This is a genomic window from Brenneria goodwinii (assembly GCF_002291445.1).
Lineage (GTDB): Bacteria > Pseudomonadota > Gammaproteobacteria > Enterobacterales > Enterobacteriaceae > Brenneria > Brenneria goodwinii.
The window spans coordinates 4,307,975-4,327,608 of sequence record NZ_CP014137.1; the positions used below are offsets into that span (position 1 = coordinate 4,307,975).

Consider the following 19,634-nt stretch of genomic DNA (forward strand, 5'->3'; position numbering starts at 1 on the left):
ATGGTTAAAGAACGCATTATTATTGATACCGATCCCGGAGTGGATGACGCCATCGCCATCTGGCTGGCGCTGGCGGCGCCGGAACTGGATGTTCTGGGTATCACGGTGGTGGCGGGCAATGTGCCGCTTGAGGATACGCTGGCTAACGCCTGCAAGGTGGTCGGGTTGACCGGCAGAACGGATGTGCCGGTTTACGCCGGTTCGCCAGGGCCGCTGGTGCGCGAGCAGGTCTACGGTAAATACGCGCATATCGGGGCTTTCTCGCGTGAGCTGGTGCCGGATTCGTCTTTCCGCCCGGAGCAGGGGCATGCGGTCGATTTTCTGGTGCGTACGGCGCGCCAGGCCGCGGCGGACAACAATCCGATTACCCTTTGCGCGCTGGGACCGTTGACCAACCTGGCTTTGGCGCTACGTCATCATCCGGATGTCGCTCGCGGCATCAAGCGGATTGTCACCATGAGCTGCGCCTTTAGCGCATTGGGCAACCGTGTTCCCTGGGCGGATTTTAACGTTTATGCCGATCCCCATGCGGCGGCGATCGTCTTTTCTTCCGGCGTTCCCGTGGTGATCATGCCGCTGGATATGACGTTTCAGGTGCTTATTCAGAAACAACAAATTGATGACCTGGAACGCCGCGCCGGAGCGCCCGGTGCGGCGCTGGCGGCGTTACTACGCCGCTTCGACCGTAACGAGGTCGTCCGTTTTGGCCGCGAAGGCGGCCCGATTCATGACGCCACCGTGGTGGCGTGGTTGCTTAACCCCGCGTTGTTCAGCGGCGTATCGGCCAGAGTAGACGTGGAGGTCGCCGGCCGCACGGCAGGCTATGTGTTTGCTGATTTCTATAACAAGCTCGGCCAGCCTGCGAATGCGCTGGTGATGCGGGACACGGATGAGCAGGGCGTCCTGACCCTGCTTGCGGACTACCTGAACCGCTATGGTTCTAAGGAACGCTGATGATCGCCTACCTGCTAAGCCGTATCGGACAGACGCTGTTGACGCTGATCGTCATGTCGGTACTGGTGTTTGTGGGGGTGTATCTGGTGGGTAATCCGGTGGACATGCTGCTGGGGGCGACGGCGACGCCGGCGGAAAGACTGGCGGTGATCCAGTCATTCGGTTTGGATAAGCCGGTGTGGGAACAGTATGGATTATTCGTACTGAATGCCCTGCACGGCGACATGGGGAACTCCTTTATTTTCAACCAGCCGGCGCTGACGCTGATTTTTCAGCGCATGCCCGCCACGCTGGAATTAGCGATGACGGCGTTCGTTATCGCCCTGGTTATCGGCATACCGCTCGGCATTTACGCCGGCCTGCGGCCGGACAGCGCCGTATCGAAATCGATTATGACGTTTTCCATCTTCGGCTTTAGTTTGCCGACCTTCTGGATTGGTCTGGTCATGATCATGTTGTTCAGCGTCAAGCTGGGGCTATTGCCGGCCTCGGGGCGCGGACAAACCAGCGATGTATTCGGTATTCCCTTTAGCTTCTTAACCAGAGACGGCCTTGAACATCTTATCTTACCCGCCTTCAATCTGGCGCTGTTTAAAACCTCATTGATTATTCGTTTAATGCGGGCCGGCGTGATCGAGTGTCTGCAACAGGATTATGTGCAGTTCGCCCGCGCCAAAGGGCTCTCGGAAACCCGCATTGTGCTGGTGCACGTGCTGCGCAACACGCTGATCCCGCTGATTACCGTTATCGGCCTGGAGCTAGGTTCGCTGATCGCGTTTGCGGTAGTCACGGAAACCATTTACGCCTGGCCCGGCATGGGTAAGCTGATTATCGATTCGATCGCCGTGCTGGACAGGCCGGTGATCCTCTCTTATCTGATGATTACCGTGGTGATGTTCAGCGTCATTAACCTGCTCGTCGATCTGCTGTATGTGCTGGTCGACCCGCGGGTTCGGCTGGGAGGGAATAACTGATGCCCGCCAATACGGTACATCAGCGCGCGGCGGGGCGGGAGCCAAGTCATTCGGCCTTCACGCTGGTTCTGCTTGCGCTGCTTAAAAACAGGCTGGCGCTGTGCGGCCTGATTATGCTGGCCATTTTTATCACGCTGGCGGCCCTCGCCTCGATCGTTTCGCCGCAAAATCCCTACGATCTGATGCAGCTCGACATCATGGACGGACGCCTGCCGCCGGGATCCGACAGTCTCAGCGGCATAACCTATTGGCTGGGCACCGACGATCAGGGGCGCGACCTGCTCAGCGCCATTCTTTACGGTACGCGGATCAGTCTGGTGGTCGGTTTTTCCAGCGCGGTGTTGGCCCTGCTGATTGGCGCCTCGCTGGGATTGATTAGCGCCTATGCCGGCGGTAAAACGGACGCGCTGATTATGCGTATCGTCGATATTCAGCTCAGTTTCCCGCCGATCCTGATTGCGCTGATTTTGCTGGCGGTGCTGGGGCAAGGCGTCGATAAAATTATCCTGGCGCTGGTGGTGACCCAGTGGGCTTACTACGCGCGGACCATCCGGGGCTCGGCGCTGGTTGAACGACGGCGAAACTACGTGGATGCCGCCCGTAGCATGTCCTTATCCAATCGACGGATCCTGTTTCGTCATATTTTGCCGAATTGCCTGGCGCCCCTGATTGTGGTCGCGACGATGCGCATTGCTTACGCCATCATGCTGGAGGCGACGCTCTCTTTTCTCGGGATCGGATTACCGGTGACCGAGCCGTCGCTGGGGTTATTGATTGCAAACGGTTTTGAATACCTGATGTCCGGCGACTACTGGATCAGTTTCTTCCCGGGGCTAACGCTGCTGCTGCTTATTGTGGCGATCAATCTGGTGGGGGATGCGCTGCGCGATATCCTCAATCCAAGGCATTAAGGGGAACAACATGACGTCGCCAATTATGTCGGTATTGCATCTCACCACGGCCTTTCAGGTGAATGGCGAGTGGATGAATGTGGTGCGCGACCTGTCTTTCTCCATCGGCGAGAGAGAGACCGTCGCCGTGGTGGGCGAGTCCGGCTCCGGCAAGAGCGTGATGGCGAAATCCATCATGCGGTTGTTGCCCGCCGGGCAGAGTCAGATCGGCGGGGAGGTTCATTTCGGCGGCGTCGAACTCCTCTCCTTATCACCCCGAGAGATGCGGGATGTGCGCGGCAATCGCATCGGGATGATCTTTCAGGAGCCGATGACCAGCCTCAACCCGGTATTGCCGATTGGCTATCAGATTACCGAGGTGCTGCGCCATCACCGGGGGATGGATAAGGCGCAGGCGCGGGCGGAAGCCGTTCGTCTACTGGAGAAGGTACGCATTCCCGGCGCCAAAGCGCGCTTGCATGAGTATCCGCAAAGTTTCTCCGGCGGGATGCGCCAGCGGGTGGTGATCGCCATCGCGCTGGCCTGCAACCCGCAGCTGTTGATTGCCGATGAACCGACCACGGCGCTGGACGTCACCATTCAGGCGCAGATACTGGCGTTGATTAAAACCCTGCAGGAAGAAGAAGGGATGTCGGTGCTGTTTATTACCCATGATATGGGCGTGGTGGCGGAAGTTTCCGACCGCACGTTAGTCATGTATCAGGGCGAAATGGTTGAAAACGCCGCCACCAGAGAAATTTTTCATCATCCCAAACATCCTTACACCCGCATGTTGCTGTCCGCCGTTCCCAGGTTGGGATCCATGTCGGGAAGCGAGCGGCCGCAGCGTTTTCCGCTGGTGGATCGCCAGACGGGCGAGCGCCTGCCGATACCGGAAACGGTGGATACCCTCCGCAGTGATAAGCCGGTACTGGCAGTAAAAAATCTGGTGACCCGCTTTGATATCCGCTCCGGTTTTTTCCGGCGGCTGTCCGGGCGGGTGCATGCGGTGGAAAACGTCTCTTTCGATCTGTGGCCCGGCGAAACCCTGTCTTTGGTGGGCGAGTCGGGCTGTGGGAAGTCCACCACCGGCCGGTCAATCATCCGCCTGGCTGAGGCGACCAGCGGAGAGATTCTGCTCCAGGGGCAGGATATTCTCACAGCGGATAAAAATGCGCTGTCCGAGCGCCGGCGGCAGATTCAGATGGTGTTTCAAGACCCTTACGAAAGCCTGAATCCGCGAATACGGGTGGGCGACGCCATTGCCGAACCAATGCTGGCTCACGGGCTGGCCGGCGCCAAAGAGGTTCAGGCCCGCGTTCGGGAACTGCTGGAACAGGTCGGTTTACCGGGCTGGATGGCCGAGCGTTTTCCACACCAGTTTTCCGGTGGACAGCGGCAGCGGGTCTGTATCGCCAGGGCGCTGGCGCTGGAACCGAAAATCATCATCGCCGACGAATCGGTTTCGGCGCTTGATGTTTCCGTCAAGGCGCAGGTCATCAATCTGATGCTGGATTTACAACAGCAACTGGGGCTTTCTTTCCTGTTTATTTCCCATGATATGGCGGTCGTTGAGCGCATCAGCCACCGCGTCGCGGTGATGTATCTGGGGGAGATCGTCGAAATTGGACCGCGCGCCGCCATTTTTGATAACCCGCAGCATGACTATACCCGCCGTCTGATTGCGGCGGTGCCGATCCCCGATCCGGATATCCGGCCGGTTCGCGCGCTGTATAGCGATGAACTGAAAAGCCCGGTGAGACCGCCGGACTTTATTTGTCCTGAACGCCGCTATCGGGAAGTCTCCCACGGGCATTTTGTTCAGATCCAGAACGGCGGCGATCGCCACGCCGGGCGCGGGCGGGATCCGCTGGCATAGCCCGCCGTGGCCGACACCTCAGCTTTGCGACACTTTCTGCGGTATGTAAGTGTTGGCGACCACCTCGCCCTGGGAGCCGACCGCGCGCAGCGGCGCGGGATGCGCCAGATCGAGATGCGGAAACAGCAATTCGCCGACCCGATAAGCCTCTTCCAGGTGCGGATAACCGGAGAGGATAAAGGTATCGATGCCGAGATCGGCATATTCCTGAATGCGCGCGGCGACCGTCGGCCCATCGCCGACCAGCGCCGTACCGGCTCCGCCGCGCACCAGACCGACCCCGGCCCACAGATTGGGGCTGATTTCCAGTCGGTCTTTTTTCCCGCCGTGCAAAGCCGCCATACGCTGCTGTCCGACCGAATCGAAGCGGGCAAGCGCGGCCTGCGCGCTGGCGATGGTGTCGTCATCCAGATGCGCGATCAGCCGATCGGCGGCCTGCCAGGCTTCTTCCGTGGTTTCGCGCACAATCACATGCAGGCGAATGCCGAATCGCACCTGGCGGCCTTTGGCCTGCGCCTTGGCCCGCACCTCGTCCAGCTTTTCTTTTACCTGCGCGGGCGGCTCGCCCCAGGTCAGATAAAGATCGACCTGATCGGCCGCCAGATCCTGCGCCGCCGCGGAGGATCCGCCGAAATAAAGCGGCGGACGCGGTTGTTGCACCGGCGGATACAGCAGCTTGGCGTCTTTTACCTTAAGGTGCTTGCCTTCAAAGTCGACCGTGTCGCCTTCCAGCAGCCTGCGCCAGATGTGGGTAAATTCGGCGGACGCCTCATAACGCTCGTCATGGCTGAGAAACAGCCCTTCCGCGGCCAGTTCTTCGGGATCGCCGCCGGTGACCAGATTGAAAAGCGCGCGGCCGTTTGACAGCCGATCCAGCGTGGCGGCCTGACGTGCGGCAATGGTCGGTGAGATGACGCCGGGACGCAGCGCCACCAGAAATTTCAGCCGCTGCGTTACCGGGATCAATGAGGCCGCCACCAGCCAGGAGTCCTCGCAGGAGCGGCCGGTCGGCAGCAATACGCCGCCAAATCCCTGCCGTTCGGCGGCCTGCGCCACCTGTTGCAGATAGCTGTGATCCACCTGGCGCGCGCCCTCGGAACTGCCGAGATAGCGGCCGTCGCCATGGGTGGGTAAAAACCAGAATACGTTAAGACTCATCGTGTTATCTCCTGAGTAGGTCGAACTCTCCGGGCTACCCGGCATAAATGTTATTGGGACTGAGGACGCCAGACGCGTTGGGAAACATCCACTTTCACCGGCACCAGACGATTTTCATAAAACAGATCGGCGGTATATTGCTGCGCTTCGATCGTCGGCTGTTCCAGCGGTTTGATGGTCGTCGGCGGGCGATGGTCGAGCGCGGCGGCGATCACTGTTTCCGGCAGGCCGACCGCGTTCGCCAGCAGCGTGACGCTTTGCGCGCGATCGCTCAGCGTCAGCGCATCGGCCTGGGTTAACACCTCCAGCACCTGACGGATAAAGGGGCCATGCGCTTCGGTATACGGACGGGCCGCCAGATAGAAGGAGCCGGTCTGGTTCAGGCCGGTACCGTCCGCCAGCACCCTAACGCCGCCCTGCAATAAGGCGGCGGAGTAATAGGGATCCCAGATGGTCCAGGCGTCGACATTGCCTTGTTGAAAGGCGGCGCGGGCATCTGCCGGGGTTAAATAGATCGGTTTAATATCGCTGAACGCCAAACCGGCCTGTTGCAGCGATCGCAGCAGCAGGTTGTGCGAACTGGAGCCTTTCTGAAACGCTACCTTACGGCCTTTCAGATCGGCGACGCTCTTAATTGGGCTATCTTCGGCCACCAGAATCACTTCGGCTTTGGGTTTTGGCGGCTCAACGCCGACGTACAGTAAATCGGCCCCGGCGGCCTGAGCGAAAATAGGCGGAATATCGCCGGTGCTGCCCAGATCGATACTGCCGACGTTAAGCGCTTCCAGCATTTGCGGACCGGCCGGAAATTCAATCCAGCTGATCCTGGTCTGCGGAAACCGTTTCTCCAGCAGCTGATGGGATTTAGCCAGCACCAGACTGACCGACCCTTTCTGATAGCCAATTCGGAACTGCTCGGGTGCGGCATCCTGCGCGTGGGCGACGCCTGTCAGCAGCGCGCTAAAGGCGACCGTTGCCGCCAGCCAGCGGCGCAACGGTGTCTGGCGTTGATGTGATGTTCCCAAGCCGAACGCTTTCGTTGAATCCTTCACCATAAGTATCACCACCTAGACCACTTATAACCAAAAGTTAAAATAAAGTGACCATTTGCAACATTGAGGTGATAAACATAACAGGCGCAGCGCGGGTTTTTTAAATCTCAATTTCTGGTTTTGATAGTTAAAAAGGGGAAAAGATAGGGATGGCCTATCTCCCCCCTTCCAGACCCTTCTTGTAAAAATTTCTCGTATAAATTTATTGTTATTTTGTTAAATTGCCTGTTTTGTGATCCAGATTGTAGTACTAGTTAATATGTTAGTACTACAATCAGTCACAAGAAGGAGCAACAGAAACGAATATTGTGCAGCACTTCAGCGACGCTCAGCGGCGCGGCAGGTAAAGTAGAAGCGATACGTATCAACCTGTTTTTATTCCGCTGAGGTGACGATGAACAAACATGAACTAAGCAAAACTGACCGCATCATTCTTGCTATTGGTCAACAGATTGTTAGCGGTAAGTACGCGCCGGGCGCGCCTTTACCGGCGGAAGCGGAACTGTGCGAAGAGTTTCAGACCTCGCGCAACATTATCCGTGAAGTTTTCCGCGCGCTGACGGCGAAGCGCCTGATTGAGGTTAAACGTTATCGCGGCGCATTCGTTGCCGCGCGCAACCAGTGGAACTACCTGGATACGGACGTGTTGCAATGGGTGCTGACCAACGATTATGACCCGCGTCTGATTGGGGCGATGAGTGAAGTGCGTAACCTGGTTGAACCGGCCATCGCCCGCTGGGCGGCGGAAAGGGCGACCTCCAGCGAACTGGCGGTGATTGAACAGGCGTTGAACGACATGATTACGCATCACCAGGATCGTGATGCTTTTAATGAAGCGGATATTCGTTTTCATGAGGCGGTGCTGGCATCGGTGCATAACCCGGTGTTGCAGCAGTTGAGCGTGGCGATCAGCTCGCTGCAACGGGCGGTATTTGAACGCACCTATATGCCGGATAACGAAAATATGCCGCGGACATTGCGCGAACACCAGGATCTTTATGATGCCATCCGGCATCAGGATGTTGAAGCGGCGGAACGGGCGGCATTGGGCATGATCGCCAGTTCGACCAAACGGTTAAAGGATATTACATGAATGACAGTTATATCGCGATTGACTGGGGATCAACCAATCTGCGCGCCTGGCTTTATCTGAACGGCGCCTGTGTCGATGAGACGCAGTCCGAGGCCGGGGTAACGCGTTTAAACGGCCAGACGCCGCAACAGGTTTTTCAGAATATCGTCGCGCCCTGGCGGCGGCATGACGTGCCGGTGGTGATGGCCGGCATGATTGGCAGCAATGCCGGTTGGCTGTCGGTGCCTTACCTGCCGTGCCCGATCCGCTTGACCGACGTGGCGCGCCGCTTAACCCGCGTGGATGCGGCGAAACCGCTGGCGGCCTGGATTATTCCCGGCTTGAGCATTGCGCGGGAAGATAACAGCAATGTGATTCGCGGCGAGGAAACGCAGCTGATCGGCGCTTACGACGCATGCCCGTCATCGCTCTACCTGATGCCCGGCACGCACTCCAAATGGGTGCAAATGGATGGCGACGCCGTGATCGACTTTCGTACGGTGATGACCGGCGAACTTCATCACCTGTTGCTAAAGCAGTCGTTGATCGGCGTTGGCATCGGTGAGCAGCAGCCTGCTCCTGACGCTTTCCAACGGGGGCTAGAGCAGGGTTTCGCTGATGAAAATATCATCCGTTGCCTGTTTGAAACCCGTGCGGCGCACGTGTTGGGACGGCTGGAAAAAAGCGCCGTCAGCGACTGGCTATCCGGGCTGCTGATTGGCAATGAAGTCGCGCAGATGCAGCGCCAGTATCGGATCGCCGCCGATACGAACGTAACCATTATCGGTAATCCGGCGCTTGGCGCGCGTTACCAACAGGCATTACTCAACGCCGGGCTGCGCGTTCAGTCACTTGATGGCGACCAGACTTTTCAGGCAGGTATAAGGAGTATTGTGAATGAGCTGGAATACTGATCTTCCCTTAATCGCCATTCTGCGAGGCATTACGCCCGAAGAGGTGTTGGAGCATGTCGCCGCGCTACTGGACGCCGGTTTTGATGCGGTGGAAATTCCGCTGAACTCGCCGGAACCTTTCCGCAGCATTCAACTGACGGTTGAGCGCTTCGGCGACCGGGCGCTGATCGGCGCGGGTACGGTGCTGAAGCCGCAGCAGGTTGATGAGTTGAATAACGTCGGCGGCAAACTGGTGGTTACGCCGAGCATCAACCCGGCGGTGATCCGCCGCGCGGTTGAGTGCGGCATGACGGTTTGCCCTGGCTGCGCGACGGCGACGGAGGCGTTTAATGCATTGGATGCCGGCGCTCAGGCGCTGAAAATCTTTCCTTCCGTCTCTTTTGGTCCGGGCTACATCAAAGCGCTGAAGGCGGTGTTGCCAAAAGACATCCCGGTGTTTGCCGTCGGGGGCGTGACGCCGGCGAATTTGGCGGATTATCTTGGCGCCGGGTGTCTCGGCGCCGGGCTGGGCGGCGATCTCTATCGCGCGGGTCAGTCTGTTGCTGTCACTACACAAAAAGCGCATGCATTTGTTAAAGCTTATAAGGATGCTGTTCAATGAAAATTACCAAACTGACGACCTACCGACTGCCGCCGCGCTGGATGTTTCTGAAAATTGAAACGGACGAAGGCATTGTCGGCTGGGGCGAGCCCGTGATTGAAGGACGGGCGCGGACGGTCGAGGCCGCCGTACATGAGCTGGCCGATTATCTAATTGGTCAGGATCCGGCGCGGATAAACGATATCTGGCAGGTGCTTTACCGCGCCGGTTTTTACCGCGGCGGCCCGATTTTGATGAGCGCGATTGCCGGTATCGATCAGGCGTTATGGGATATCAAAGGCAAAGCGCTGGGCGTGCCGGTTTATCAACTGCTGGGCGGTCTGGTGCGGGATAAAATCAAGGCTTATAGCTGGGTAGGCGGCGATCGCCCCTCGGAAGTGATTGCCGGTATCAACAAACTGAGCGAAATCGGCTTTGATACCTTCAAGCTCAATGGCTGTGAAGAGATGGGCATCATCGATAACTCGCGCAAAGTCGACGCCACGGTCGCGGTGGTGGCGGAAATTCGTGCCGCGTTCGGCAACCGTATTGAGTTCGGGCTGGATTTCCACGGACGTGTCGATGCGCCGATGGCGAAAATCCTGATCAAAGAGCTGGAGCCGTACCGTCCGCTATTTATTGAAGAACCGGTGTTGGCTGAACAGGCCGAATATTATCCGCGCCTGGCGGCACAGACGCATCTGCCGATTGCGGCAGGCGAACGGATGTTCTCGCGCTTTGACTTCAAACGCGTTCTGTCGGACGGCGGTTTGGCGATTATTCAGCCCGATCTCTCTCACGCCGGGGGAATTACCGAATGCTTTAAAATCGCCGCGATGGCGGAAGCGTACGATGTGGCGCTGGCTCCGCATTGCCCGCTGGGTCCGATTGCGCTGGCCGCTTGTTTGCACCTCGATTTTGTTTCACGCAACGCGGTATTCCAGGAGCAAAGCATGGGAATTCATTATAATAAAGGCGCGGAACTGCTGGATTATGTGGTGAATAAAGATGACTTCGCCATGACCGATGGCCATTTTTATCCGTTAAATAAACCAGGGTTGGGGGTGGAAATTAATGAAGAGCTGGTGATTGAACGCAGTAAAAACGCACCAGACTGGCGTAACCCGGTATGGCGTTATCCTGATGGCGCGGTAGCCGAATGGTAAATACGTCATATTACATATTAATAAAAAGTAACGAATAAAAATTAAATTTATTTTAGTTGTCTCTGTGTATTCAGTGGCACGGCCTGTTATTGCAGTAATACTGAATACCCTATTATTTGAGGTAATAAATAATGGCTGCCGATCTGTACTCGTCGACCCTCAAGCAACTTAATGCGAAGATAATACCATTTATCATTATATGTTATTTTGTTGCTAATTTAGATAAAACCAATATATCCATCGCCGCATTGCAAATGAATGCCGATCTGGGCCTTTCCGCCAGTATGTATGGGCTCGGCGTGGGGATGTTTTATATTTCTTATATTATATTTGAAGTTCCCAGTAATATCTTAATGACCAAAGTCGGGGCGCGCATCTGGATTGCCCGAATTATGATAACCTGGGGGATTGTCAGCGCCGGGATGTCATTTATACAAAGCGCCAATCAATTGTATGTTATGCGCTTTCTATTGGGCATGGCGGAAGCCGGATTTACGCCGGGGATTATCTATTATATCTCTTGCTGGTTCCCTAAAAGTAACCGTGCGCGGGCTATGTCGTTCTTTTATATGGGTTCTGTGCTGGCTTCGGTTATTGGCCTGCCGATTTCGGGCAGTATCCTGAATTTGCATGGGATTGCCGATATCGCAGGGTGGCGCTGGCTGTTCGCCCTTGAAGGGATCCCCGCTGTGGTGCTGGGCTGCCTGGTTCTGTGGCGTTTGCCGGACACGCCGGAACATGCCGACTGGCTGAACCAATCGCAGAAAAACTGGTTAACCTCGCAGTTGAAAAAAGATAATGCCGCCATTGAGGTGGGGAAAACACACTCATGGGGCAGCGCATTAAGAAATAAAACCGTATTGTTGCTGAGCGTGGTTTGGTTCTTGCAGGCATTTGGCTCCATTGGTATTACGCTATTCCTGCCGCTGATTATAAAAAGCGTCGTGACCGAGCAAAGCAATTTTGTTATCGGTTTGCTATCGTCTGTTCCATTTATTTTTGCCGCGCTGTTCATGTATCTGAACGGCCGTCATTCTGACATAACCAAAGAGCGTCCGTTACATTTGGGGCTGCCGCTGATTATTTCGGGGATATTGCTGGCGACCTCGATCTATACCAGTAATTTGTATATTGCCTATATTCTTCTGGTATTGACGGTAGGGTTCAACTTTGCGTTAACGCCGATTTTTTGGGCAGTGACGACAGAGAAATTGGCGGGCGTTGCCGCGGCGGCATCCATCGCGTTTATTAATGCGATTGCGAATTTCGCCGGCTTAGGTTTACCGCCGATTCTGGGGAAAATAAAGGATGCGACCAACAGTTATGAATATGGACTGTTGATTGTCGCGATCGCGTTGATCATCGGCGGTGTTATCGGAATTATTATTGCTCGTCCCGGTAAATCCGTCGGTGGGAAAGAATCAGTCTCTTCACTCTCGTAGTACGAAGGTTAATTATGAAACAGAAAATATTAAAGCAGGCATCGTTACCGGCACAGTTGGATGAAGAGCTGAATGCGCGGTATGACGTATATGAATACGCCGCATTGGCGCCATCCGAGTTTTCGCGACTGGCGGAAGAGTTTCGCGTTGTCATCACCAACGGCGAAGCGGTCGTGACGCGGGAGTTCATTAACGCCTTGCCTAATCTGGCGCTGATCGCGGTTTTCGGCGTGGGTTATGATGGCGTGGATGTTCCGGCGGCGAAAGCGCGGGGTATTGCGGTGACGCATACGCCCGGCGTATTGACCGACGATGTCGCCGATCTGGCGCTTGGGCTGCTGTTGGCGACGTCCAGACAGATCGCGGACGCGCAAACCTTTATTCAGCAAGGTGGCTGGAAACAGCAATCCTATATGTGGACGCGCAAAGTGTCTGGTTCGACGCTGGGGATTATCGGCCTGGGGAGGATTGGCCGGGCGGTGGCGCAACGCGCTGCCGGCTTTAATTTGGCCATCTCCTATACCGATCGTCAGCCGGCGAATGATGTGGACTTCACATTTTATCCGACGGTGGAAGCGTTAGCGGCCGCCAGTGATTATCTGGTGGTGTGTACGCCGGGCGGCTCCGATACCCACTGTCTGGTCAATCGCGACGTATTGCGCGCGTTGGGATCGGATGGGATGCTGATTAATATCTCCCGCGGCTCGGTGGTGGATGAGCAGGCGCTGGTCGAGGCGATCGAACAGGGAACGATCGCCGGCGCGGGCCTGGATGTGTTTGCCCATGAGCCGGATGTGCCGGCAGGGTTGTTGGGGAAACCGAATGTGGTCGTCACGCCGCATATGGCCAGCGCCACCTGGTCGACGCGCAGGGAGATGTCGCGTCTGGTCATGGAAAATGTCGACGCCTGGTTCGCCGGACAACCGCTGGTGACGCCTGTCCCTTAAGTTAACTGCGATAATAAAACGGGTTTTCCGATATTAGGCGGAGAACCCGTTTATTTATTCTATTTTCAGGTAATTATACGCTAAATAATTCGAGCGGCAGGAAGGCGGTTTTACTGCGACAAATTCGTCGGGAAGCGATTTGAACGCCGCTTGCGGCGGCTTTGTGGATTTATTTTTAATGTGACTGATATCCCAAAAAAACACAAACGATTAGACAACTATTAAAAATACGTGCTAGTTATAAATCAAGCCGTAGATACACTATTAAAACATTATCCTGTGATAATCTTTTAATAGTTTCGGAATGGCGTAAGCCAGGAAAATTAATAAAACAGCGTTTTGTTGGTTGTTCTATTTAACAAACCGTTGTTAATAGGGTCAGTGAACTGAAAGCCCTCAGAGATTTAAACAATCTCTGAGGGCTTTTTTTTTATTTTTAAATAAGGAGTTGGAGTCATGTCAAAAAAACGTCGGTTATCCAGAGTTTTTGCTCAAGATGGTAAATCTGTTACGTTGGCACTGGATGGGTACTATTTTTCCACCAAAACAGCAGGCGTTGACGATACGCTAAAAAGCCTGCCCGTATTGATTGAAAAAGGGCTGGATTGTGCTTTGGTCACCTACGGTATGGCAAAAAATTATGAAGCGGAATTAATGAATATTCCAATTGTGCTGCGGGTAGACAGCACCGTAAATATTTTTGATAACACCGTTCCTGACACAAAAGGGGTTTTTTCTGTTGAGGATGCATTAAAAATCGGGGCCGATGGCGTTGTGTGCATGACATTCCCCGGCGCGTTTAATGAAGAGAAAACCCACGATTTGGCCATGAAACTGGCGCAGGCCGCCGATGCCTGGAATTTACCGCTAATTGTTGAATCGTTGCCTTACGGCTACCCGGTTACCAATAGCGAATCCAACAGCCCTGAGGTGATTGCCGCCGCTGCCCGCATTGCCGTGGAATTGGGGGCCGATGTCATCAAAACCCGCTTTTCAGGAACCGCCGCAGACCGGCTGATTGTTGAGGCGGCCGGTGTTCCCGTACTGGCGTTAGGCGGCCCTAAAACCGATATTCTAAGTTATTTTGAATTCGTACAGCACTGTATGAACATGGGGGCGAAAGGTGTCGCCGTAGGCAGAAATATTACCCAAGACCCCAAACCCGCCCACGTTGTAGCAGGTCTACACGCCATCATTCATGAAAATGCAACACCGGAAGATGCGTATGGCCTCTATATGAAAAAATAGAAATCTGGACAACTCTCTATGATGTTAAATAACACCGTCATACCCTCGGTCAGACGCTATAAAAATTTTGAGAAAGCGCTTTCCTGTGAATCAGAATATATTTTATTGTCGGAAGCCGATATAGGTAACTTACAGTCCCTGGTAGGGAAATGTCATAAAAGAAATAAAAAGGTTCTGATTCATTTAGAACTTTTGGGTGGGTTCAAACCCGATCCGTGTGGCATCTCCGTATTAAAAAAGATCTATAAGGTGGACGGTGTTATTTCCTCTAATTTTACTGCGTTACGATATGCAAAAAAGGAGGGGTTAATCACTATCTATAGAATATTGCTCATTGACTCCAGAGCGTTAGATCAATCCATCGATATCGTAAAAAATAATTCAATCGATGCGATTGAATTGCTGCCGGCAGAGTATGCGTGCTTATGTTTCGATTTGCTAAAAAATAACTTTAAGAATCTTAATGTAAAGTTCATCGCCGGTGGTTTTGTAAAAAGAAAATATTTAGTTGATAGGATCTTTTACACCGGGTTTGACGGCATTACCACCAGCGAACCCAGCTTATGGTAAATAATCATTATAAAAATCCGAGGCGGACATGAAAAATAAATATGTCATGGGTATTGATAATGGCGGCACCGTAACAAAAGCGGCTATTTATGACATGCAAGGCCATGCGCTTGCCATTGCGTCCAATGCTACCCGCATGTTAACACCCAAACCGTTTTACACCGAACGGGATATTAAAGAGCTATGGGAATCAAATATTAAGGTTATCAAAGAAGCGATTATTGATTCCAGAATTGATGCCGGCGACATCGTGGGAATATCCGTAACCGGGCACGGTAATGGTTTGTATCTGGTCGACGAAGAGGGGCATCCAGTCAGAAACGGCATTATCTCCACCGATTACCGGGCAAAAGATTATGTTGAGAAATGGTATCGGACGGCCGAGTTTGAAAGGGACATTCTCCCCAAGACCATGCAGTCAATCTGGGCGGGGCAACCCGTTGCGCTGCTGGCATGGTTGAACGATCACGAACCGGAAACCATAAAGAAGACAAAATATATCTTTATGGTGAAAGATCTGATTCGTTACTACCTTACCGGGGAAGCCTATCTGGAGTTGACCGACATCTCCGGCACCAATCTGATCAGCGTACGTGACCGAGATTATGATGACGAACTGCTGGATTTCTGGGGGATCCGCGCCTGGAAAGACAAGCTGCCGCCTATCCGGCTTTCGACGGAGTGTTGCGGGCGGATTAGCCGGCAGGTTGCCGAACTGACCGGATTAGCGGCGGGAACGCCGGTATCCGGCGGCGTGTTTGATATATCGGCGTCATCCATTGCGTCGGGTATCAACGATATCAATAAACTGGCTATCGTCACCGGTACATGGAGTATTAATGAGTATGTTACGGATGAACCGGTGGTTGATAAAAACTTATTTATGACCTCCATCTACCCGCTGGACGACAAGTGGCTGATAACGGAAGCCAGTCCTACCTCGGCCAGTAATCTGGAATGGTTTATCAACAATTTCATGGCCAGCGATAAACAGCTGGAACAGGAAAAAGGCAAATCTATTTATGCCTTATGCAATGAGTTGGTCGCATCGACAAACCCGGAAGAGAGCCATTTGTTGTTTTTCCCCTTTGTCTTTGGTTCCAATACCATACCCGATGCCACCGCCGGATTTATCGGCGTAAACAGTTTCCATAAAAAAGAACATTTCCTGCGGGCGATTTACGAGGGCGTCGCGTTCAGTCATCTGTATCACACCGAGCGATTAAGAGCCATCAATCCCCAGCTCAGCGATGTCATGCGTGTCGCCGGCGGTATCGCCAATTCAGATACCTGGCTGCAGATTTTTTCAGATATATTCCAGTGCTCATTAGAGATCGTGGACGTAAAGGAACACGGTACGTTAGGCGCCGCCATGACGGCGACGGTGATGTGCGGGTATTACCAGGATATTTTTGCGGCGTCGAATAATATGGTTAATGTGTCGAAAACTATTCGCCCGAACAAAGACAATCAGGGAATTTATCAGAAAAAATATCAACTCTACAAAACGATTCTAAAAGACATGCAATTGCCATGGAAATCCTGCAGTCGTTATGTCATAGAATAATTCTGGAGCAATAATATGGATCTTGAACTGAAAAACAAAAACGCCATTATTACCGGCGGCGCCACGGGGTTGGGCCGTGAATTTGTTCTTTCGCTGGCTAAAGAGGGGGTAAATATCAGCTTCACTTATCTTAGTGAAAAAGAAAACCCTGATACTTTGATTCATGAAGTAAACAATATTTCCAACGTTAATATTATTGGTATAAAAACAAATTTGGCGAATGATAACGAGATAGCCGAATTCTTTGCGGAAAGTGCCGCCACGCTGGGGAATATCGATATTTTGATTAACAACGCCGGCATCTGGCTTTCCGGTTATGTCAATGACATCTCGCTGGAAGATTGGGATCTGGTAATGAATGTGAATTTAAAATCCGTGTTCTACCTTAGTCAGCTTTTTGTGAACCACTGTATTCATGAAGATAAAGCGGGCTCTATCTTAAATATCACCTCTCAGGCCGCTTTTCATGGCTCGACCACCGGGCATGCCCACTATGCGGCCAGTAAAGCCGGCCTGGTCGCTTTTTCTATTTCACTGGCCAGGGAAGTCGCCAAGCAAAAGATTAATGTAAACAATATTGCCATCGGCATTATGGATACCCCCATGATCCGAAAAAATCTACAAGAAAACCCAGACTACTACGTGAATAGGATCCCAATTGGTCGTGTGGCGTCACCGCATGAAATTTCTGAAATCGGGGTATTTCTGGTTTCGTCTAAAGCAGGCTATATGACCGGGGCAACCGTCGATGTGACCGGCGGAATGCTGATGCGCTAACCATGAGGAGTAGTAACATGAAGTGTCTTGCTATTGCGGATCTTTTTATCAATAAAGCCACCATGAATTTCGGGCTGCAAAAGCTCAGGGATAACGGTATTGACGTTATTGTCAGGGAATGGAAACACGATTCGCTTGAAAAGCTCCAGGTGGATAATTTACAGGTTGAGCAACAGGGCGCGGAAGCCGTGCAGTTGCCGGCCGCCTTGCTGGAAGGCATTGAAGATATTGATGTGATCATTACGCAATTTGCGCCCGTTAATATTTCAGTCATGGAGAAGGCCAAAAAACTGAAATACGTCGGCGTATTAAGGGGGGGAATTGAAAATATCAATACCGATTATGCGTGTCAAAAAGGTATCGTGGTGTTGAATACGCCCGGCCGTAATGCCAGAAGCGTGGCGGAGTTTACGGTGGGCATGATGCTGGCGGAGACCAGAAACATTGCCCGGGCGCATGATGCGTTAAAAGATAAACATTGGCGAAAAGATTTTCCCAATCAGGAATGTATCCCGGAACTGGGCGGGAAAACCATCGGGTTGATCGGTTTCGGGCATATTGCCCAACTGGTGGCAAAATTTCTTAGCGCCTTCGACGTGAATATCATTTTCTTTGATAAATATGTCGATCATCACGATCGGTATAAAAAGATAACTGATCTGGATGAGCTGGTAAAAAATGCCGATATTATTTCTGTTCATGCGCGTTTGACGGAAGAGACGCAAAACTTGATCAACGCCCATCATTTCAGATTAATGAAAAAAAACGCCGTTATTATCAATACGGCACGTTCCGGGTTGATTAATGAACAGGATTTACTGCAGGCATTGCAGGAAAAGCGCATTATGGGGGCGGCGATCGATACCTTTGATTATGAGCCATTGCAAGATGATAGCGCGTTTTACGCACTGGACAATGTGACGATTACTCCGCATATGGCGGGCAGCACGATTGATGCCTTCAGTAATACGCCGAAACTTTTTTCTGATATTCTCTTGGGGAAATTAGATAAAGGTAAGTGATATTAATTTTTTAAAACCAGCGAATTTATCAATCATCTATTACATAAAATCGGCGCTTATTATGTGCATTTTATGCCGTGTTCCTTTTCTTGTAAGGGCGTACTATGGATATTATAAATAGTATTATCGGTCTTGGCGCATCAGTAATGATGCCCATTATTTTTTTCATCATCGCGCTATGCTTTGGGGTAAAAATAGGCACAGCTTTTAAGGCGGGCATGCTTGTCGGTATCGGTTTTGAGGCTGTCGGCCTGGTCATTAATCTGTTATTGACGAATCTGGGGCCGGCCTCTCAGGCTATGGTAGAGAGGATGGGGCTGTCACTGACCGTTGTCGATACCGGTTGGCCGACCGCGTCAACGATAGGATGGGGCTCGCCTATCATGTTGCCTGTTGTTGTCGGGTTCATTGTTATTAATCTGGCTATGCTGTTTTTAAAACTGACGAAGACGGTGAATATCGATATCTTTAATTACTGGATATTCCTGATAGTCGGCTCCGTGGTTTATGCGGGAACCAATAACTATTGGTTATCAGTGGGTTTCACCTTCGCCATTTTTATATTGACGCTGATCGCGGCAGATTTTACCGCGCCTTATATCCAGCGCAATTACAACCTGAAAGGCATTTCATTCCCCCATTTAACCTGCATTATTTATGTTCCTTTCGGTATCGTGACCAATTTTTTATTGGAAAAAACACCGTTAATTAAAAGGATAAATCTAGAGCCGGAACATATTAATAAAAAGTTCGGCGTATTCGGCGAACCTCTAACGCTGGGGTTTATACTGGGGCTGGTACTCGCTTTTTTAGCGGGATACCGCATCGCCGATGCGGTATCGCTGGCGATAAAAGTCTCGGCCGCCATGTTGCTGCTGCCGAAAATGATTGAAATTCTGATCCAGGGTTTACTCATTGTGCGTGACGCGGCCGAAGATAAGTTAAAAAAGAAATATCCCGATCGCGATTTCTATATCGGCATGGATACCGCGCTGCTGATTGGCGAACCTTCGGTCTTGGCGACGGGATTGTTATTGATTCCTATGGCCGTGGTTCTGTCGGTGATTCTGCCGGGCAATCGGGTACTGCCCTTCGTCGATCTGGCTTCCCTGATGTTCCTGATGGCGATGATTACCCCTTTCTGCAAGCGTAATATGTTTCGCATGTTTATTTCCGGCACCTTAGTGCTGATCTCTATTTTTTACGTCGGTACGGACATTTCCGCCGAGTACACTCAGGCGGCGGTTAATTCAAATATCCCGATCCCCGAGGGGATGTCTGAGATCACCAACATTGTTGGCGGCGCAACGACGCCGATCGGATGGTTGGCGGTAAAACTTGGGGAATTATTCAGTAGCGGTACATGACAGAGGTAATAAAGGAACAAATGGAGGGCGTACGCTCGTATTGCCCTTTTCCTTC

Annotated in this window: 18 protein-coding genes; 16 read left to right on the forward strand and 2 right to left on the reverse strand. The window is 52.6% G+C overall.

Annotation, left to right across the window (positions count from 1 at the left end; all coding sequences use genetic code 11):
- The 4 genes from ACN28R_RS19095 to ACN28R_RS19110 are packed head-to-tail and all read left to right on the forward strand — an operon-like array spanning position 1 to position 4,697.
- Positions 1 to 954 carry a nucleoside hydrolase gene (locus ACN28R_RS19095; protein ID WP_095835220.1) on the forward strand — a complete coding sequence of 318 codons (954 nt, stop codon included), beginning with the start codon at positions 1 to 3 and terminating at the stop codon, positions 952 to 954.
- The gene (locus ACN28R_RS19100; RefSeq protein WP_048636884.1) at positions 954 to 1,928 is read left to right on the forward strand and encodes an ABC transporter permease; all 975 of its coding nucleotides are present in this window, start codon (positions 954 to 956) and stop codon (positions 1,926 to 1,928) included. Before ACN28R_RS19095 ends, ACN28R_RS19100 begins: the two co-directional genes overlap by 1 nt.
- On the forward strand, positions 1,928 to 2,839 hold the full coding sequence (locus ACN28R_RS19105) for an ABC transporter permease (RefSeq protein WP_095835221.1): 912 nt from the start codon (positions 1,928 to 1,930) through the stop codon (positions 2,837 to 2,839). The genes ACN28R_RS19100 and ACN28R_RS19105 overlap by 1 nt, the downstream gene beginning before the upstream one ends.
- 10 nt (positions 2,840 to 2,849) lie before the next feature.
- Positions 2,850 to 4,697, forward strand: a complete 1,848-nt coding sequence (locus ACN28R_RS19110) for an ABC transporter ATP-binding protein (RefSeq protein WP_095835222.1) — start codon at positions 2,850 to 2,852, stop codon at positions 4,695 to 4,697.
- A gap of 18 nt (positions 4,698 to 4,715) precedes the next feature.
- On the opposite strand, the gene ssuD is transcribed toward ACN28R_RS19110, so the two are convergent.
- Both ssuD and ACN28R_RS19120 read right to left on the reverse strand, forming a co-directional pair.
- Positions 4,716 to 5,855 carry an FMNH2-dependent alkanesulfonate monooxygenase gene (gene ssuD, locus ACN28R_RS19115; protein ID WP_095835223.1) on the reverse strand — a complete coding sequence of 380 codons (1,140 nt, stop codon included), beginning with the start codon at positions 5,853 to 5,855 and terminating at the stop codon, positions 4,716 to 4,718.
- 50 nt (positions 5,856 to 5,905) lie between these two features.
- Positions 5,906 to 6,910 (reverse strand): sulfonate ABC transporter substrate-binding protein, encoded by a 1,005-nt coding sequence (locus tag ACN28R_RS19120; RefSeq protein ID WP_095835224.1) that lies wholly within the window; start codon positions 6,908 to 6,910, stop codon positions 5,906 to 5,908.
- A gap of 391 nt (positions 6,911 to 7,301) precedes the next feature.
- Between ACN28R_RS19120 and dgoR the strand changes: the two genes are divergently transcribed.
- From dgoR to ACN28R_RS19180, 12 genes are all read left to right on the forward strand, one after another.
- A complete protein-coding gene (dgoR, locus tag ACN28R_RS19125; protein WP_048636889.1) occupies positions 7,302 to 8,000 on the forward strand; it encodes a D-galactonate utilization transcriptional regulator DgoR in 699 nt (232 codons plus the stop codon).
- Entirely contained in the window at positions 7,997 to 8,893 is an 897-nt protein-coding gene (locus tag ACN28R_RS19130) for a 2-dehydro-3-deoxygalactonokinase (RefSeq protein WP_095835225.1), read from the forward strand. Before dgoR ends, ACN28R_RS19130 begins: the two co-directional genes overlap by 4 nt.
- Entirely contained in the window at positions 8,877 to 9,494 is a 618-nt protein-coding gene (locus ACN28R_RS19135; protein ID WP_095835226.1) for a 2-dehydro-3-deoxy-6-phosphogalactonate aldolase, read from the forward strand. The genes ACN28R_RS19130 and ACN28R_RS19135 overlap by 17 nt, the downstream gene beginning before the upstream one ends.
- Entirely contained in the window at positions 9,491 to 10,639 is a 1,149-nt protein-coding gene (gene dgoD / locus ACN28R_RS19140) for a galactonate dehydratase (protein WP_095835227.1), read from the forward strand. Before ACN28R_RS19135 ends, dgoD begins: the two co-directional genes overlap by 4 nt.
- 131 nt (positions 10,640 to 10,770) lie before the next feature.
- Complete coding sequence (locus ACN28R_RS19145; protein WP_048636893.1) at positions 10,771 to 12,081, forward strand: MFS transporter; 1,311 nt, start codon at positions 10,771 to 10,773, stop codon at positions 12,079 to 12,081.
- A 14-nt stretch (positions 12,082 to 12,095) separates the two neighbouring features.
- Positions 12,096 to 13,028, forward strand: a complete 933-nt coding sequence (locus ACN28R_RS19150; RefSeq protein WP_048636894.1) for a 2-hydroxyacid dehydrogenase — start codon at positions 12,096 to 12,098, stop codon at positions 13,026 to 13,028.
- A gap of 456 nt (positions 13,029 to 13,484) precedes the next feature.
- On the forward strand, positions 13,485 to 14,276 hold the full coding sequence (locus tag ACN28R_RS19155; RefSeq protein ID WP_048636895.1) for a class I fructose-bisphosphate aldolase: 792 nt from the start codon (positions 13,485 to 13,487) through the stop codon (positions 14,274 to 14,276).
- Between the two features lie 18 nt (positions 14,277 to 14,294).
- Complete coding sequence (locus tag ACN28R_RS19160) at positions 14,295 to 14,846, forward strand: glycerol-3-phosphate responsive antiterminator (protein WP_048636896.1); 552 nt, start codon at positions 14,295 to 14,297, stop codon at positions 14,844 to 14,846.
- A gap of 28 nt (positions 14,847 to 14,874) precedes the next feature.
- The gene (locus tag ACN28R_RS19165; RefSeq protein WP_095835228.1) at positions 14,875 to 16,413 is read left to right on the forward strand and encodes an FGGY-family carbohydrate kinase; all 1,539 of its coding nucleotides are present in this window, start codon (positions 14,875 to 14,877) and stop codon (positions 16,411 to 16,413) included.
- Positions 16,414 to 16,428: 15 nt separating this feature from the next.
- Entirely contained in the window at positions 16,429 to 17,190 is a 762-nt protein-coding gene (locus tag ACN28R_RS19170; RefSeq protein ID WP_095835229.1) for an SDR family NAD(P)-dependent oxidoreductase, read from the forward strand.
- A gap of 17 nt (positions 17,191 to 17,207) precedes the next feature.
- Entirely contained in the window at positions 17,208 to 18,212 is a 1,005-nt protein-coding gene (locus ACN28R_RS19175) for a 2-hydroxyacid dehydrogenase (protein ID WP_095835230.1), read from the forward strand.
- 104 nt (positions 18,213 to 18,316) lie between these two features.
- Positions 18,317 to 19,579 carry a PTS galactitol transporter subunit IIC gene (locus ACN28R_RS19180; RefSeq protein ID WP_095835231.1) on the forward strand — a complete coding sequence of 421 codons (1,263 nt, stop codon included), beginning with the start codon at positions 18,317 to 18,319 and terminating at the stop codon, positions 19,577 to 19,579.
- Positions 19,580 to 19,634 lie beyond the last annotated feature (55 nt).